The organism is Thauera sp. 28 (assembly GCF_000310145.2).
In the GTDB taxonomy this organism is placed as follows: Bacteria; Pseudomonadota; Gammaproteobacteria; order Burkholderiales; family Rhodocyclaceae; genus Thauera; species Thauera mechernichensis.
Genome location: NZ_AMXA01000050.1, coordinates 1 through 15725 on the forward strand (window position 1 = coordinate 1; position 15725 = coordinate 15725).

The window sequence follows — 15725 nt, forward strand, 5'->3', positions numbered from 1 at the left end:
TCGCCTTCAACCCCTCGCGGCTCGCGCCGCTCCCACGCGGGTGATCAACCACGGCGGCGCACCGTAGGAGCGACGCAAGTCGCGAGCTTCTCGGGCAATACCCCATCGCCGTCGCCTTCAACCCCTCGCGGCTCGCGCCGCTCCCACGCGGGTGATCAACCACGGCGGGGGGCTGTAGGCAAGCGTGCTCGGACTTGAATAAGCAATGCGTTTTTTCTTGGTTCAGGTCGCCAGGGCGGACAGATAGATTTCGTCCATCACCGACACCCAAACAAGGAGCCCGACCATGAAGTTCAGCCCGATCCGACGCAGCCTGCTCGCCCTCGCACTTGCCACCGGCCTTTCCAGTGGCCTCGTTGGCGGCGCCCAGGCGCAGACCACCTTGCTCAACGTGTCCTACGACCCGACACGCGAGCTCTACCAGGAATTCAACCCCGAGTTTGCCAAGCACTGGCAGGCCCAGACCGGCGAGACGGTGACGGTGCGCCAGTCGCACGGCGGCTCGGGCAAGCAGGCGCGCTCGGTGATCGACGGCCTCGACGCCGACGTGGTCACGCTGGCGCTGGCCTACGACATCGACGCCATCGTCGAACATGCGGGCAAGCTCGCGCCCGACTGGCAGAAGCGCCTGCCGCACAATGCCTCGCCCTACACCTCGACCATCGTCTTCCTGGTGCGCAAGGGCAACCCCAAAGGCATCCAGGACTGGGACGACCTGATCAAGCCGGGCGTCGAGGTCATCACCCCGAACCCGAAGACCTCGGGCGGCGCGCGCTGGAACTATCTGGCGGCCTGGGGCTACGCGCTGCAGAAGTACGGCAGCGAGGACAAGGCGCGCGAGTACGTGACCGAGCTGCTCAAGCACGTGCCGGTGCTCGACCCCGCGGCGCGCGGCGCCACCAACAGCTTCGTCCAGCGCGGCCTGGGCGATGTGCTGCTGGCCTGGGAGAACGAGGCCTTCCTGTCGATCAACGAGCTGGGGCCGGACAAGTTCGAGATCGTCGTGCCCTCGGTGTCGATCCTGGCCGAGCCGCCGGTCGCCGTGGTCGACGCCATCGTCGACAAACGCGGCACGCGCAAGGTCGCCGAGGCCTACCTCGAATACCTGTACTCGCCGGTGGGCCAGAAGCTCGCCGCCAAGCACTACTACCGTCCGGTCAAGCCCGAGCTCGCCGACCCCGAGCACGTCGCCCGCTTCCCCAAGGTGAACTTCATCACCATCGAGGACCTGGGCGGCTGGCAGGCGGCGCAGAAGAAACACTTCTCGGACGGCGGCACCTTCGACCAGATCTACGCCAGGTAAGGCAGGACGGCCCGGACAAGCGCCCGGCGCGCAACATCGGCAATCGTCGCCACACTGGGTATCATGCGTTCGGCTTCGATCACAATGGTACGAACATGAGTGACATCCAGACCCTGCGCCGGGTACTCCGGGAATCCAGGACCATCGCCGTGGTGGGACTGTCGGCCGACTGGTTCCGGCCGTCCTACTTCGCCGCCAAGTACATGCAGGAACACGGCTACCGGATCATCCCGGTCAACCCGAAGTACGCCGAGATCCTCGGCGAAAAGTGCTATCCCGACCTGGCCTCGATCCCCGAGCCGGTGGACATGGTGGATGTGTTCCGCAAGTCCGCCGACGCGCTGCCGATTGCCGAGCAGGCGATCGCCATCGGCGCGAAGTCGCTGTGGCTGCAGATCGGCGTCATCAACGAGGAAGCGAAGCAGAAGGCCGAGGCCGCAGGCCTCACCGTGGTGATGGACCGCTGCGTGAAGATCGAATACGCCCGCCTGTTCGGCGGCCTGGGCTGGTTCGGCGTCAACACCAAGGTCATCTCCTCGCGCCGCCCGCACTGAATTCACCCTCCAGGACCCCGACCATGGCAGACCGCAACTTCGGCTTCGATACCCTGTGCCTGCACGCCGGCCAGATCCCCGACGCGGCCACGGGTAGCCGCGCCGTGCCCATCTACCAGACCACCTCCTACGTCTTCGACAGCCCCGAGGAGGCGGCCAGCCTGTTCAACCTGCAGACCTTCGGCAATGTCTACTCGCGCATCTCCAACCCCACTGTGGCGGTGTTCGAAGAGCGCATGGCCGCGCTCGAAGGCGGCCGCGCTGCGGTAGCCACCGGCAGCGGCATGGCGGCGCAGATGATCGCGCTGCTCAACATCTGCGAGGCCGGCGACGAGATCGTCGCTGCGCGCACGCTGTACGGCGGCACACACACCCAGCTCGACGTCAATTTCCGCAAGCTGGGCATCGACACGGTGTTCGTCGACCCCGACACGCCGGAGAACTTCGCCCGCGCCATCACGCCGAAGACCAAGGCGATCTACGCCGAGACGCTGGGCAACCCCTCGCTCAACGTGCTCGACCTGGAGGCCGTGGCGCAGATCGCCAACGCCGCCGGCCTGCCGCTGTTCATCGACAACACCTTCGCCAGCCCCTACCTGTGCCGCCCCTTCGAGTGGGGTGCGGCCATCAGCGTGCATTCGGCGACCAAGTTCATCGGTGGCCACGGCACGACGATGGGCGGGGTGATCGTCGAGTCGGGCAAGTTCCCCTGGGACAACGGCCGCTTCCCGACCATGACCGAGCCCTCGCCGGGCTACCACGGCGTGCGCTTCTTCGAGACCTTCGGCGATTTCGGCTTCACCATGAAATGCCGCATGGAGGGCATGCGCACCTTCGGCCCGGTGCTGTCGCCGTTCAACGCCTTCCAGCTCCTGCAAGGCCTGGAAACCCTGCCGCTACGCATGGACCGCCACTGCAGCAGCGCGCTCGCCGTGGCCCGCCACCTCGAGTCGCACCCCAAGGTGGCCTGGGTCAACTACCCCGGGCTGGAGAGCAGCCGCTACCACGCCCTGGCACAGAAGTACCTGCCCCGCGGTGCCGGTGCGGTACTCAGCTTCGGCATCAAGGGGGGTGCGGCCGCCGGGCAGAAGTTCATCGACTCGGTGGAGTTCCTGTCCCATCTGGCCAACATCGGCGACGCCAAGACCCTGGTCATCCACCCCGCCTCCACCACGCACCGCCAGCTCTCCGAAGAGCAGCAGGTGGCCGCCGGCGTGCCACCCGACCTGATCCGCCTGTCCGTTGGCCTGGAGACGCTGGACGACATCCTGTGGGACATCGACCAGGCACTATCGAAGACCTGAGGAAGCCTGCGCCCCCGGGCCTCTTCAGCTCCGACGCCGCCTCCGGAACGCATCGGCCAGCAGCAAGCCCACGCCCAGGATCACGCCCGCCGCCAGCCCCGCCCAACTGCTCACCGGTACCGGATTGCGCACCACGATGTAGAGCAGCGCCGCGGGCAGGGCGATGGCGAAGGCGATGTTGCCGCCGTCGCGGGTGCGCACCAGCATCGCGCACACGGCATAGAGAAAGCGCACCAGCACGACCAGCAGCAGCGCCAGCAGGAAATTTCCGGTGAAGTCCGACATGCGATCCTCGTCTTGATTGCGCCGCCATTGTAGGGATCCGTTAGCAGGAAATCGCATAAGCAACGCTGTTTTTATTGTTTTTCGGCAATACCCCGGACGCCTAAACTCGATCGCATCCCCGAGTACAGGCTTCCATCATGAGCACCGCTGCCCCCTCCCTGCCTTTCCAGCCCGCAAGATCTGCGGCCCCGCCCTTCCGCGTGCTGCCGGGCTTCAAGCTGACGCTGGGCTACACGCTCGGCTACCTGTCGCTGCTCGTATTGATCCCGCTCGCCGCGGTGTTCCTGAAGACAGCCGAGCTGACGTTCGCCGAATTCTGGGAGGTCGTCACCTCGCCGCGGGTGGTGGCGTCCTACAAGCTGTCCTTCGGCATGTCGCTCGCGGCAGCGGCGATCAACGCGGTGTTCGGCCTGTTGCTGGCATGGGCGCTGGTGCGCTACTCCTTCCCCGGCAAGAAGCTGATCGACGCCCTGGTTGACCTGCCCTTCGCACTGCCCACCGCGGTGGCCGGCATCTCGCTGACCGCGCTGTACGCCAAGAACGGCTGGTTCGGCCAGTTCCTCGAGCCGCTCGGCATCCAGGTCGCGTTCAAGCCGCTGGGCGTGCTGGTGGCGCTGGTGTTCATCGGCCTGCCCTTCGTGGTGCGCACGGTGCAGCCGATCCTCGAGGACCTGGACACCGAACTCGAGGAAGCCTCGGCGAGCCTCGGCGCGCAGCGCTGGCAGACCTTCCGCCACGTCATCATGCCGATCCTGTTCCCCGCGCTGCTGACCGGCTTCGCGCTCGCCTTCGCCCGTGCCGTCGGCGAGTACGGCTCGGTGATCTTCATCGCCGGCAACATCCCGATGGTGTCCGAGATCACGCCACTGATGATCATCACCAAGCTCGAGCAGTACGACTACACCGGCGCCACGGCGATCGCCACCGTGATGCTGATCCTGTCCTTCATCCTGCTGCTCGCCATCAACGGCCTGCAGGCATGGACCGCCTCAGTTCCCAAACCTCGCACCGGGAGGGACCGCTGACATGGCTGGCGCAACCACACTTCGCATCGGCGCGGGCGTCCACGCCGGCCAGACCCGCTTCGAGGCGCGCGCGGCAACGCGCGAAACGCCCTTGGTGAAATGGCTGATCCTGGGCACGGCGCTGAGTTTCTTCGCGATCTTCCTGCTGATGCCGCTGATCGCGGTCTTCGTCGAGGCCCTGCGCAAGGGCTGGGAGACCTATGTCAGCGCGCTGGTCGACCCGGACGCGCTGTCGGCCCTGCGCCTGACGCTGCTGGCCGCGGCGATCGCCGTGCCGCTGAACCTGGTGTTCGGCGTGTGCGCGGCGTGGGCGATCGCCAAGTTCGAGTTCCGCGGCAAGCACTTCCTGATCACCCTGATCGACCTGCCCTTCTCGGTGTCGCCGGTGATCGCCGGCCTGATCTACGTGCTCGTGTTCGGCGCCCAGGGCTGGTTCGGCCCATGGCTGTCCGAGCATGACATCAAGATCATCTTCGCCGTGCCGGGGATCGTGCTCGCCACCGTGTTCGTGACCTTCCCCTTCATCGCCCGCGAGCTCATCCCGCTGATGCAGGCGCAGGGCAAGGAGGAAGAGGAGGCGGCGATCGTGCTCGGCGCAAGCGGCCTGCAAGCCTTCTGGCATGTGACCCTGCCCAACATCAAGTGGGGACTGCTATACGGCGTGATCCTGACCAACGCCCGCGCGATGGGCGAGTTCGGTGCCGTGTCGGTGGTCTCCGGCCACATCCGCGGCCTCACCAACACGCTGCCGCTGCATGTCGAGATCCTCTACAACGAATACCAGTTCGCGGCCGCCTTCGCGGTGGCCTCGCTGCTGGCCCTGCTGGCCCTGGTGACCCTCGCCCTCAAGACCTGGGTCGAGCACCGCGCCGCCGCAGCCCACCGCCTTTCACAGGACGACGCATCATGAGCATCCAGGTACGCAACATCGACAAGCGCTTCGGCAGCTTCATCGCCCTCGACGACATCTCGCTCGACTTCCCCACCGGCCAGCTCGTCGCCCTGCTCGGTCCCTCGGGCTGCGGCAAGACCACGCTGCTGCGCATCATTGCCGGACTCGAATCGGCCGACGCCGGCCAGGTGCTGCTCGACGGCGACGACGCCTCCGGCACCCATGTGCGTGACCGCCAGGTCGGCTTCGTGTTCCAGCATTACGCGCTGTTCCGTCACATGACGGTGTTCGACAACGTTGCCTTCGGCATGCGCATGAAGCCGCGCGGCCAGCGCCCGTCCGAGAAGCAGATCCGGGCCAAGGTGCACGATCTGCTCAACCTGGTGCAGCTCGACTGGCTGGCCGACCGCTTCCCGTCGCAGCTCTCCGGTGGCCAGCGCCAGCGCATCGCACTCGCCCGTGCGCTGGCGGTGGAGCCGCGCGTGCTGCTGCTCGACGAGCCCTTCGGCGCGCTCGACGCCAAGGTGCGCAAGGAGCTGCGGCGCTGGCTGCGCAAGCTGCACGACGAGCTGCACATCACCTCGGTCTTCGTCACCCACGACCAGGAAGAAGCGCTGGAGGTGGCCGACCGCGTGGTGCTGATGAACCAGGGCCGCGTCGAGCAGGTCGGCACACCGGAGGAGGTTTACCGCCACCCGGCGACGCCCTTCGTGTATGGCTTCCTCGGGTCGGTGAACTTCTTCCACGGCCGGGTCGAAGGCGAGGGCCTGCGCGTGGGCGACGAGCATCTGCAGCACGGCGTCGGCACGCTCGACCAGGGCACCGAGGTGGTGGCCTTTGCCCGCCCGCACGAACTCGAGATCGTCGTTGACGGCGGCGCAGGCCAGGGTATCGCCGCCCGCATCAGCCGCGTGCTCGCCTTCGGCGTGACCGCCCGCATCGAGCTCGACGGCATCAACGGCGCCACCGGGCAGCACTTCGAGGTCGAGCTCACGCGCGAGCGGGTTGCCGCGCTCGGCCTGCAGGAAGGCCAGCACGTGCGCCTGCTACCATCGCGCCTCAGCGTCTTCGAACAACAGCACACCGCCGCCGCGGGAGCCGCACGATGAACTTCCAGCAGTTGCGCATCATCCGCGAGACGGTGAGGCGCGGGTTCAACCTGACCGAGGTGGCAAACGCCCTGTTCACCTCGCAGTCGGGCGTCTCCAAGCACATCAAGGACCTCGAGGACGAGCTCGGCGTCGAGCTGTTCACGCGCAAGGGCAAGCGCCTGCTCGGCCTCACCGAGCCGGGCAAGGAGCTGGTGGTGATGGTCGAGCGCATGCTGCTCGATGCCGCCAACATCAAGCGCCTGGCCGAGCAGTACAGCAACGCCGACCAGGGCCAGCTCACCGTCGCCACCACCCACACCCAGGCGCGCTACGCGCTGCCCACGGTCGTGGCGGCCTTCACGCGAGCCTTCCCCAAGGTGCACCTGAAGCTGCACCAGGGCAGCCCGGGCGAGATCGTGCAGATGCTGCTCGACGGCGAGGCCGACATCGGTGTCGCCACCGAGGCGCTGGCCGACGTGCCCGAACTGGCCTCATTCCCCTATTACAGCTGGCAGCACGCCGTGGTGGTGCCCGCCGGCCACCCACTCGAGGCGGTCCAGCCGCTGACGCTCAAAGCCATCGCCGAGCATCCGGTCATCACCTACCACGAAGGCTTCACCGGGCGCACCCGCATCGACAAGACCTTCGCTGCCGCGGGCCTGAAGCCGGCGGTGGTGATGTCCGCGCTCGACGCCGACGTCATCAAGACCTACGTCGAGCTCGGCCTTGGCGTCGGCATCCTGGCCTCGATGGCCTTCAGCCCGGAGCGCGACCCGGGGCTGCGCATGCTCGACAGCGACGCCCTGTTCGCCGGCAACGTCACCCGCATTGCGGTACGGCGCGGTCACTACCTGCGCGGTTTCGCCTACCGCTTCATCGAGCTGTGTGCGCCGGAACTGAGCGAGGCGGTGGTGTCGCATGCGGTCGGGGCGGTGAGCAAGTAGCACTGGCGTCCATCCCGGCCGTCATCAAGCGGTAACACGACCGGCGCACACTCCACGGGTCGAGGACCGACCTCGACGGCATCAGGCGTCCGGGTGGCCGGCAACCGCCGTACCCGCCTCCCTGCCCGGCCTCCTGCGCCCATAGCCAAGCCGCGAGGAAGCGCCATGCAGGTACTCTTTGTGGGCAAGGGCAAGGACTGTCGCGCCTTGCTCGCCGAAGCCATCTTCAACCACGTGTCCCGCGCCGGCTGCAAGGCAGGCCGCGCAAGCTGCGACGCCCCCGGGCCGCCGGCACGCGAGGCGCTCGAACTCCTGCGCGGCCAGGGCATCGCTGCCGGCGACTCGCCTCCCGACGCTCTTCCGCTGTCGTCGCTCCCGCACGCCGCGACCGGTGACGCCCCGATGCTGGTGGTCAGCGTCTGCGAGTCGCGCTGCGAGGGGCCATGCCCCTACTGCGACTCGAGCGCGCTGCGCGCCCACTGGCCGGTGCACGACCCGCTGCAGCGTCATTTGCTGCCGCATGATCCGACGTCGGAACTGCTCGACGTCTATCACATCCTGCGTGCCCGCATCGAACGCTCCATGCCGCTGCTCGAAGGCAGCCGCGCCGGCGACCCCGAACGGCTTCAGCGCGAACTCGACCGCATCGGGCACTTCCTGCCCTGAAGCCCGCCGCCCACTGACGGGCCGATGCCGCGGCCACTCAGCGCGCGAGGCTGGCATCCGGCTGCTCTTGAGCACTGCGGTGGAGCACTTCCAGGCGCGCAATCAGCGCCTCCGGCACGCTCTCGACGACCGCCACCTCCCCGGCATGGACGACACCCTGATTGCCATCGAGGGTGAGCAGTTCGCCTTCCGCAAGAGCCCGCCCACCGATGCGCACGACCCGCTCCGCTGCGTCGATCTGCAGCGCCTCGCAGCCGACCAGGCAAACCTTGCCGAGCTGGCGCGCGACCACCGCAGCGTGCGAAGTGCGCGCACCACGGTGGGTCAGCAGCCCCTCGGCGAGGTCCAGCGCCGCGATGTCGCGCGTCTCGGCATCTTGCCGTACCAGGATCACGCGCGCACCTGCGGCACGGCGGGCGCGGGCACGCGTTTCGTCGAGGACGATCTCGCCGCTGGCGATCCCGCTCGACGCGCTTGAGGCTTGTGCGAGCGGCTCGGGCCCGCCGCCATCGATCGCTGCCAGCCGCCGCTGCACGAGCGCCCGGGCATCCAGCCCATAGGTGCGCTCGCGCGCGGTTGCGGCGTCGATCACCCCCTCGTCGAGGAGGTCGAGCGCGATGCGCGCGGCAGCCAGCGCAGTGCGCTTGCCGGCACGCGCCTGGAGCAGGAAGAGTCGCCCGTCCTGCACCGTGAATTCGAAGTCCTGCATGTCGCCGAAGGCCTGCTCGAGCCGACCGCAGATGCCCACCAGATCCTCCCAGATCCTCCCAGATCGAGGGCGCGACGCTCGCAAGCTCGCCGTGACCGAGCGCACTGCGGCGGCCGCTGACCACGTCCTCACCCTGCGCGTTGAAGAGGAAGTCGACCCAGGGCTGCGGCTCACCGCTGCTCGGGTCACGCGTGAAGCCGACGCCTGCCCCGGACAGGCCGCCGGCATTGCCGAACACCATGCGCTGCACCGTCACTGCGGTGCCCATGCCATGGTCCAGACCGTGCAGGTCACGGTAGGTGCGCGCCTTGTCGCTGCGCCAGGAGGCGAACACGGCTGCAATCGCCTGCCTGAGCTGTGCGTGCGCATCCTGCGGAAAGGCCTCGCCAGCCTCTCTGCGATAGGTTTCGAGATGGCGGCCGGCAAGCGCGCGCAGCGCGGCGAAATCGAGCAGGCGCTCGTCAAGTTCGCCGCGCACAGCGTCAAGGTCGGCCTCGAAGTGCGCGGAATCGATGCCGGCAACGACCTCGCCATAGCCTGCGATAAGTCGCCGGTAGGCATCCCAGGCCAGGCGCGGATGACCCGTCACACGCACGAAGCCGGACAGGGTCGACTCGGTCAGACCGATGTTGAGCAGGGTTTCCATCATGCCGGGCATCGATGCCGGCGCCCCCGAGCGCACCGACAACAGCAACGGATGGCGAGCATCGCCCAGGCGCAGCCCACAGTGCTTTTCCAGCGTCTCCAGGGCCGGGCGCCAATGCCATTCACCGAGCGCAGCCGGGTCGGCGCACCAGCCGGTGCCGATCACGAAGGCCGGCGGCACCGGCATGCCGAGCGCCGCCATGCGCGCCAGGTTCCAGGCCTTGGCACCGAGGACCTCGGGCCCGCTGTGCTTCGGAAGGGGCTCATCGCCCTGGATGAGCAGCACGACACGGGCGTGCAGGTGGTCGGTCCCGGCGCTCATTCGCCCACCCGCACGCGGCTGAAGGCAAGCCGGCGCACGCCGTAGCCGGTGGCGAGCAGCCAGTCGGTCGCAGCCTCGAGCGCCTGCGCAAAATCGGTACTCAGGTTGAGGGTGGCGGCATCGCTCACGTGCTCGGCGAGGGCACGCCGCACGTCCCTGAGCAGCACGTCGCACTGACGCTCGGCATTGAGCACGCGCCAGAGCGCGGCGACGAACTCTTCATGGTCCTCGGCGCTGCTGCGCTCGCCCAGGGTGCGGGCAATCTCGAGCGCCCGCACATGGTCCTGTGCAGCGGTGAGTACCGCATCGGCAAGCAGTTGCATGGACTGGTGCACTTCGCCACGCCAGCCGCGGTGGTGATCGGAGGCAATCAGGGACAGCAGGAAGGCGGCCTCCTCAAGGGCATCGGCGACGTCGTCAGCCGTCTCCACCACCTCGGCGAAGGCCTGCCAGCGCGGCCGCGCCTCGGCACGCGCACGTGCATCCATGACGAGCTGGTCCGCAGCGCGCTCCCAGTCCTTGGCGCGTTCGGCAAACACGCGTGCAGCCTTGCGGTCGCGCTCGTAGCCGTGGGCGAGGCCGTCGCGCAGGCCTTCGGCCATCGCATGGCAGTAGGCCGCATGCTCGGCGAGCAGGTCGAATTCGTCATGGCGGTGCAGGTAGCGTGCGAGCAGCAAGCGGGCATCGTCGGCCACGAGGGCGAGCGGCTGGTGCTGCTGCGCGGCCGCCGACGCCAGCGCCATCACGTCGAGCACGAAGCCGCGCGCACGCTCGGTGCCCATGACCACATCGAGACGGTCGCCGATGCGGAAGTAGTCGGGACCGAGGGCCTGCATCGCCCCGAAGATGAGCCGCTCGCCGCCGGCCTCGAGCCAGGCCATGTGGCCGACCCGGCGGCGCGCCGACTCGGCCAGGATGGCTACCGCATCGCCCTTGCCAACGAACTGCTCGAGGCGCTTGCGCGCACGGTTCCAGTCGATCAGGAAGACGATGCGTGCGCCGATGCCTTCCAGCGTCTTCCACAGGCTCATCTCGTCGCTGCAGCTGAAGCGTGCGGTGCCGACATAGTAGGCAGCGCCGGCGTTCAGCCCCGCGCGAGTGCGCGCCTGGGCCTCGCCCCAGCTCGCGCCCACCTCGCACAGCAGCGACTGGAAGAACGCGAAACGGCGGCTATGGAGGTCGGAATAGGTCAGGCTGACCTCCAGCCCCTCGACCTGTATCACCAGCACATGTGCATCGTTGGTACCGATGTCGTTCTGCAGCAGCAGGCGGTCGCCATCGCGCGTGGCGGCGGTGTCGAGACCGGGATGCTGCAGCTTGAGCGCGCGCGTCTGGTTGAGACCGCGCATGAACGCGGCGATCCGCGGCCGATCTTCGGCCTCGATCTGCCAGACGTGGGCGCCATCGATGTTCTCGCTCGACAGTTCGGCCGCCAGGCGGTTGATCGCCTTGTGCAGATCCATCACCAGAAGGTGCAGGCTGTCGTCCTTGCCACGCTTGCCGCTGGTCAGCGCCTGCAGGTCCGCCGCCGACAAGGTGTCGGGCGCAAGCTGCGCCAGCCATCCGCACCAGTGCTCGACCCGCTGCACGAGCGCCTCGTCCGCATCGACCGGGCGCACCATGACTTGCAGATCCTCGACGAGGCAATCGCGCAGCCTGGACAGCTCGGGCAGATGCAGCAGCTTGCCTTCGCGAAACGCGTTCGCGGGCAACTCGGCAAGCCAGCCCGCCTTGAGCCCGGCAGCGGCGAACTCCCGCGACAGATCGAGCGCCGGGACACCCTCGCCGGACGCGCGCTGCTGGGCCGCCTGCAGCAGGCTCAGGTAGAGCTTGAGCCGGTCGTTCGCCGCCAGCGCAGCCCGCACCCGAGCCGGCCTGAGCAGCTCCGTCTGCCCAAGACTGGCGACTGCTTCGAGTTTCTCCATGGCACACCCCCGATATCTACCGGGATTCTCGGCGGTGAATGTGACAGGCAGGTAACAGGCAACCGACTGCGCGCAGTGACGTACGCGATCGCGCCGGCCAACGAAAATTCACGAAACTGAAATAACCATGTCAAGGTCGTGGCGCACACTTGCAGCCAAACTTCGCAGGAAGCGATTGACATGGCGACGCCGAGGCCCGTTACCCGCGCGACTCCCCCCGGGAGGCGTCGCAGCGATCGTCCACCGGCAGCGCACAGGACCGTCCCGGACGGCAAGGCCCTGTACCGCCGCTTGCTTGTGTTCAACGACGGCATCGTCGCCCAGGCCGACCCCTTTGGCCTCAGCGCACCCATCCTGCACGCTCAGCTCGCTTGGCTGATGCACCCGCAGGAACTGGCAGAACACCTGAGCGCACTCACGACCGACCTCTGGCACCTGCAACTGCACAGCTTCCGGCGCGCCTGCGGGCTGCCGAGCCCGGACCCCATCAGGCCGCATGCCGACGACCCCCGCTTTACCGATCCGGTGTGGACCGAAGCGCCGACCTGGGACCTGGTCAAGGAGTGGTACCTCGCCCTCACCCACCACATGCAGGACATGCTGTACGTAACGCCGGGCCTGTCGGGCAAGGAGCGGCGACGCGCAGCGTTCTGGTGGCGCAAGTGGCTCAACGCCGTCGCGCCCACGAACTACCTGTTGACCAACCCGATTGCCCTGCGCCGCTTGGCCGAGACGCGCGGCGAAAGCCTGTGGCAAGGCCTCCAGAACATGCTGGAGGACCTCGGCGCCGGCAATGTGCGCATGACCGACCCCGACCACTTCAAGGTCGGCGGAAACCTTGCAACCACGCCCGGCGCAGTGGTTTTCCGCAACCACCTGCTCGAGGTCATCCACTACGCGCCCACCCGGCCCCAGGTCCATGCCGAGCCGGTAGTGATCGTCACCCCCTGGATCAACAAGTTCTACGTGCTCGACCTCACTCCGAAGAAGAGCATGGTGCGCTTCCTGCTGGACCAAGGCCTGGACGTCTTCATCACGAGCTGGAAGAACCCCGACGAGTCGATGCGCGGCACCCGCTTCGACGACTACATCTGCGACGGCGTGGACGCGATCGTGCGCGTTGCACGCGACTTCACCGCCGCCGAGCGGGTGCATGCCGCAGGCTACTGCATCGGCGGCACCGCGCTGGCGATCTACATGGCGTGGGCGGCGAGGCACTACGCCGAGGACGCCATACCGGTGCGCGACTGGACGCTGTTCACCACCCTGGTCGACTTCCACAAGCCGGGCGACATCGAGGTCTTCATCGATGAAGGCAGCATCGCCCACCTGTCGGCGCAGATGGCGCGCAAGGGCTACCTCGACGGCCGCGACATGGCCGCCTCATTCCGCCTGCTGCGTTCGAACAGCCTCGTGTGGCACTACGTGGTGCATGGCTGGCTCTACGGCGAATCGCCCGCCCCCTTCGACGTCCTGTTCTGGAACATGGACACCACGCGCATGCCTCAGGCCATGCACAGCTGGTATCTGCGCGAGCTCTACCTGCACAACCGCCTGATCGAGCCCGGCGCCCTCAACGTGGCCGGCGAAACGATCGACCTGCACGCGATCCGCCAGCCACTCTACGCAGTCGCCGCCGAGGACGACCACATCGCGCCCTGGCAGCAGACCTTCCGCACCGTCCACCACATTGCGGCGGAGAAGCGCTTCGTACTGTCGAGCTCGGGCCACATCCTGGGAATCGTCAACCCTCCCGCACGCCCTCCCAAGCGCCGCTACTGGGCCGACACGGCGCACCGCGCCGACAAGCCGCTGCAGTGGCGCGACCGCACCGAGGCGCAGGCCGGAAGTTGGTGGGAGGACTGGATGCAGTGGCTCAAGCCGCGCGCCGGCGAGCTCGTAGACGCACGGCCCGCCAGCAACGAGCGCTACCCCAGCCTTGGCGACGCCCCAGGTTCCTACGTATTGGAGGCATGAGGACGCATCGTCTCAGCGCATGCAGGGCATGCGTCCCGCCACCGCACTATTTTTTGATGTCACCAGGAGAAACCATCATGAACGTCCCTACCATGCCTCGCCCGCAAGACACCGGCAACGCGCTGCTTGCCGCTCGCAGCCCCGCCGGGAGCGCCCCTGCCAACTTCTCCGAATCCCGCGCTGGCGCATCGGCACAGCACAGGAACGGCGTTGCCGCCCTGGTTGACGACCAGGATGCGCTGGCCGCCTGGCAAAGAAACCTCGCCGTGCTGCGTTCGAAGGCCGGCAACTGATCTGAAACCCGGCCCTGACGCAAGGAAGGGCCGCACCAAGCGCTTCCGCGGGCCGCACGTCTCTGCTTCTTGGCTGCGGAATCACCATTACGCGCCACCCACAGCGAACTCATCACGCGCGTATGCGTCTCTGTCTGCGCCCCCTCCCACCACGCGCACGCAGACATGACCACCCTCCGCCTCATCCTCGGCGACCAGCTCAACGCCGCCCACTCCTGGTTCCGCAGCCCGCGTCCAGACGTGCTGTACGTGATGATGGAGGTGCGCAGCGAGACCGACTACGTGCGCCAACACGCGCAGAAGGTGCTGGCAATCTTCGCCGCGATGCGTGCCTTCGCGGCCGCACTGCAGGCCGCCGGGCACCGCGTGCGCTACCTGAAGATCGGCGACACCGACAACCGCCAGTCCTTCGCTGCCAACCTCGCCTTGGTAGCAGGCGAATGCGGAGCAACCCGCTTCGAGCGCATGGAGGCCGACGAATGGCGAGTGGAAGGGCTGCTGGACGAGTCCGCACAGGCGCTTGCCCTGCCGCATGAGGTGTTCAGCAGCGAGCACTTCCTCGCCGAGCGCGCCGAACTCGCCCGGCGCTTCACCGCCAAGGTGCCGCGCATGGAGTTCTTCTACCGCGACATGCGTCGCCGCCACCGCATCCTGCTCGACGCCGAGGACAGCCCTGTGGGCGGAGTATGGAACTTCGACGCGCAGAACCGCGAGAAATGGCCCGGCGATCCGCCCGCGCCCGAATGGCCCTGGGCCGGTCATGACCTGACGGCGCTGTGGGGCGAGATCACCGCCGCCGGCGTGGAGACCATCGGTGCGCCGCACGCCGGGCGGGTACGCTGGCCGCTGACCCGGCGCGAGGCGCGCGCCGGCCTGGCGCGTTTCATCGAACACGCCCTGCCCTGGTTCGGGCCTTATCAGGACGCGATGAGCACGCGCTCGACCACGCTGTTCCACTCTGGCTTGTCGTTCGCACTCAACGTGAAACTGCTGCACCCGCGCGAAGTCATCGATGCGGCGGTCGCTGCCTGGCAGCTTGCCAAGGTCGAACTCGCGAGTTGCGAAGGCTTCGTGCGCCAGATCCTGGGCTGGCGCGAATTCATCCGTGGGGTGTATTGGGCGCGCATGCCGAGCTACGCGCAGGGCAACGCGCTCGACGCGCATCGGCCGCTGCCAGCCTGGTACTGGACCGGCGAGACGAAGATGAACTGCCTGCACCACGCGGTTTCGCAATCACTCGATAGCGCCTACGCCCACCACATCCAGCGCCTGATGATCACCGGCAACTTCGCCCTGCTCGCCGGCTGCGATCCGGACGAGGTCGACGCCTGGTACCTCGGCATCTACACCGACGCCTTCGAATGGGTGGAGATGCCCAACACCCGCGGCATGAGCCAGTTCGCCGACGGCGGCGTGATCGCCAGCAAGCCCTACGCTGGCGCGGCGAGCTATATCGGCAAGCAGTCCGACTACTGCAAGACCTGCACCTACGACCCCAAGCGCCGCCACGGCGCCAGCGGCAGACCCGCCTGCCCCTTCAACAGCCTGTACTGGGATTTCCTGCTGCGCCACGAGGCCCGCTTCGCACGCAACCCGCGCATGGCGATGCCTTACAAGGCGTGGGCGAAGATGGACGAAGGCGAGCGCGCCGCAACGCTGGCGCAGGCGATGGACTATCTGGGCAAACTGGATGCGCTCTGACGCCGGTCGCCTTCAACCCCTCGCGGCTGCCGCCGCTCCTACGGCGGGAACGGACGCCGCGGTGCCCTCCTGCAGGAGCGGCGCGAGCC

At 67.7% G+C, this 15725-nt stretch carries 14 protein-coding genes and 1 pseudogene; 11 read left to right on the forward strand and 4 right to left on the reverse strand.

Going from position 1 to position 15725, the window contains the following annotated elements; all coding sequences use genetic code 11:
- Positions 1-286: 286 nt before the first annotated feature.
- From C662_RS18790 to C662_RS18800, 3 genes are all read left to right on the forward strand, one after another.
- The gene (locus C662_RS18790; protein ID WP_002933369.1) at positions 287-1303 is read left to right on the forward strand and encodes a sulfate ABC transporter substrate-binding protein; all 1017 of its coding nucleotides are present in this window, start codon (positions 287-289) and stop codon (positions 1301-1303) included.
- A 95-nt stretch (positions 1304-1398) separates the two neighbouring features.
- The gene (locus tag C662_RS18795) at positions 1399-1857 is read left to right on the forward strand and encodes a CoA-binding protein (protein ID WP_002933373.1); all 459 of its coding nucleotides are present in this window, start codon (positions 1399-1401) and stop codon (positions 1855-1857) included.
- Positions 1858-1880: 23 nt separating this feature from the next.
- Positions 1881-3161, forward strand: coding sequence for an O-acetylhomoserine aminocarboxypropyltransferase/cysteine synthase family protein (locus C662_RS18800; RefSeq protein ID WP_002933376.1), 1281 nt, complete (start codon positions 1881-1883; stop codon positions 3159-3161).
- A 24-nt stretch (positions 3162-3185) separates the two neighbouring features.
- Here C662_RS18800 and C662_RS18805 read toward each other — a convergent pair whose 3' ends face one another.
- Positions 3186-3446, reverse strand: coding sequence for a hypothetical protein (locus C662_RS18805; protein WP_002933380.1), 261 nt, complete (start codon positions 3444-3446; stop codon positions 3186-3188).
- 137 nt (positions 3447-3583) lie between these two features.
- Between C662_RS18805 and cysT the strand changes: the two genes are divergently transcribed.
- The 5 genes from cysT (at position 3584) to C662_RS18830 (ending at position 8064) form a co-directional block, all read left to right on the forward strand.
- Positions 3584-4471: a sulfate ABC transporter permease subunit CysT gene (cysT, locus tag C662_RS18810; RefSeq protein ID WP_051018604.1), complete on the forward strand. Its 888-nt coding sequence runs from the start codon at positions 3584-3586 to the stop codon at positions 4469-4471.
- A gap of 1 nt (position 4472) precedes the next feature.
- Positions 4473-5381 (forward strand): sulfate ABC transporter permease subunit CysW, encoded by a 909-nt coding sequence (gene cysW, locus C662_RS18815; RefSeq protein ID WP_002933385.1) that lies wholly within the window; start codon positions 4473-4475, stop codon positions 5379-5381.
- Complete coding sequence (locus C662_RS18820; RefSeq protein ID WP_002933387.1) at positions 5378-6472, forward strand: sulfate/molybdate ABC transporter ATP-binding protein; 1095 nt, start codon at positions 5378-5380, stop codon at positions 6470-6472. The genes cysW and C662_RS18820 overlap by 4 nt, the downstream gene beginning before the upstream one ends.
- On the forward strand, positions 6469-7398 hold the full coding sequence (locus C662_RS18825) for a CysB family HTH-type transcriptional regulator (protein ID WP_002933389.1): 930 nt from the start codon (positions 6469-6471) through the stop codon (positions 7396-7398). Before C662_RS18820 ends, C662_RS18825 begins: the two co-directional genes overlap by 4 nt.
- Before the next feature lie 165 nt (positions 7399-7563).
- A complete protein-coding gene (locus C662_RS18830) occupies positions 7564-8064 on the forward strand; it encodes a hypothetical protein (protein ID WP_002933391.1) in 501 nt (166 codons plus the stop codon).
- Between the two features lie 37 nt (positions 8065-8101).
- On the opposite strand, the gene C662_RS20600 is transcribed toward C662_RS18830, so the two are convergent.
- The 3 genes and pseudogenes from C662_RS20600 to C662_RS18840 form a co-directional block, all read right to left on the reverse strand.
- Positions 8102-8812, reverse strand: coding sequence for a PEP-utilizing enzyme (locus tag C662_RS20600; protein ID WP_232433318.1), 711 nt, complete (start codon positions 8810-8812; stop codon positions 8102-8104).
- Between the two features lie 124 nt (positions 8813-8936).
- A pseudogene (locus tag C662_RS20605) lies at positions 8937-9740 on the reverse strand (PEP/pyruvate-binding domain-containing protein); the annotation flags it as partial.
- Positions 9737-11665 carry a DUF47 family protein gene (locus C662_RS18840; protein ID WP_002933393.1) on the reverse strand — a complete coding sequence of 643 codons (1929 nt, stop codon included), beginning with the start codon at positions 11663-11665 and terminating at the stop codon, positions 9737-9739. The pseudogene C662_RS20605 and the gene C662_RS18840, both read right to left, overlap by 4 nt.
- A gap of 291 nt (positions 11666-11956) precedes the next feature.
- Between C662_RS18840 and C662_RS18845 the strand changes: the two genes are divergently transcribed.
- The 3 genes from C662_RS18845 (at position 11957) to C662_RS18855 (ending at position 15636) form a co-directional block, all read left to right on the forward strand.
- On the forward strand, positions 11957-13642 hold the full coding sequence (locus C662_RS18845) for a PHA/PHB synthase family protein (RefSeq protein WP_002933394.1): 1686 nt from the start codon (positions 11957-11959) through the stop codon (positions 13640-13642).
- Positions 13643-13719: 77 nt separating this feature from the next.
- The gene (locus C662_RS18850) at positions 13720-13935 is read left to right on the forward strand and encodes a hypothetical protein (protein ID WP_002933396.1); all 216 of its coding nucleotides are present in this window, start codon (positions 13720-13722) and stop codon (positions 13933-13935) included.
- Positions 13936-14100: 165 nt separating this feature from the next.
- Positions 14101-15636, forward strand: coding sequence for a cryptochrome/photolyase family protein (locus C662_RS18855; protein ID WP_002933397.1), 1536 nt, complete (start codon positions 14101-14103; stop codon positions 15634-15636).
- Positions 15637-15725 lie beyond the last annotated feature (89 nt).

Bases quoted from the DNA above. Each gene is read 5' to 3' on its own strand.
- C662_RS18790 (WP_002933369.1), top strand. From the start codon at position 287: ATGAAGTTCAGCCCGATCCGACGCAGCCTGCTCGCCCTCGCACTTGCC.
- C662_RS18795 (WP_002933373.1), top strand. From the start codon at position 1,399: ATGAGTGACATCCAGACCCTGCGCCGGGTACTCCGGGAATCCAGGACC.
- C662_RS18800 (WP_002933376.1), top strand. From the start codon at position 1,881: ATGGCAGACCGCAACTTCGGCTTCGATACCCTGTGCCTGCACGCCGGC.
- C662_RS18805 (WP_002933380.1), bottom strand. From the start codon at position 3,446: ATGTCGGACTTCACCGGAAATTTCCTGCTGGCGCTGCTGCTGGTCGTG.
- cysT (WP_051018604.1), top strand. From the start codon at position 3,584: ATGAGCACCGCTGCCCCCTCCCTGCCTTTCCAGCCCGCAAGATCTGCG.
- cysW (WP_002933385.1), top strand. From the start codon at position 4,473: ATGGCTGGCGCAACCACACTTCGCATCGGCGCGGGCGTCCACGCCGGC.
- C662_RS18820 (WP_002933387.1), top strand. From the start codon at position 5,378: ATGAGCATCCAGGTACGCAACATCGACAAGCGCTTCGGCAGCTTCATC.
- C662_RS18825 (WP_002933389.1), top strand. From the start codon at position 6,469: ATGAACTTCCAGCAGTTGCGCATCATCCGCGAGACGGTGAGGCGCGGG.
- C662_RS18830 (WP_002933391.1), top strand. From the start codon at position 7,564: ATGCAGGTACTCTTTGTGGGCAAGGGCAAGGACTGTCGCGCCTTGCTC.
- C662_RS18840 (WP_002933393.1), bottom strand. From the start codon at position 11,665: ATGGAGAAACTCGAAGCAGTCGCCAGTCTTGGGCAGACGGAGCTGCTC.
- C662_RS18850 (WP_002933396.1), top strand. From the start codon at position 13,720: ATGAACGTCCCTACCATGCCTCGCCCGCAAGACACCGGCAACGCGCTG.
- C662_RS18855 (WP_002933397.1), top strand. From the start codon at position 14,101: ATGACCACCCTCCGCCTCATCCTCGGCGACCAGCTCAACGCCGCCCAC.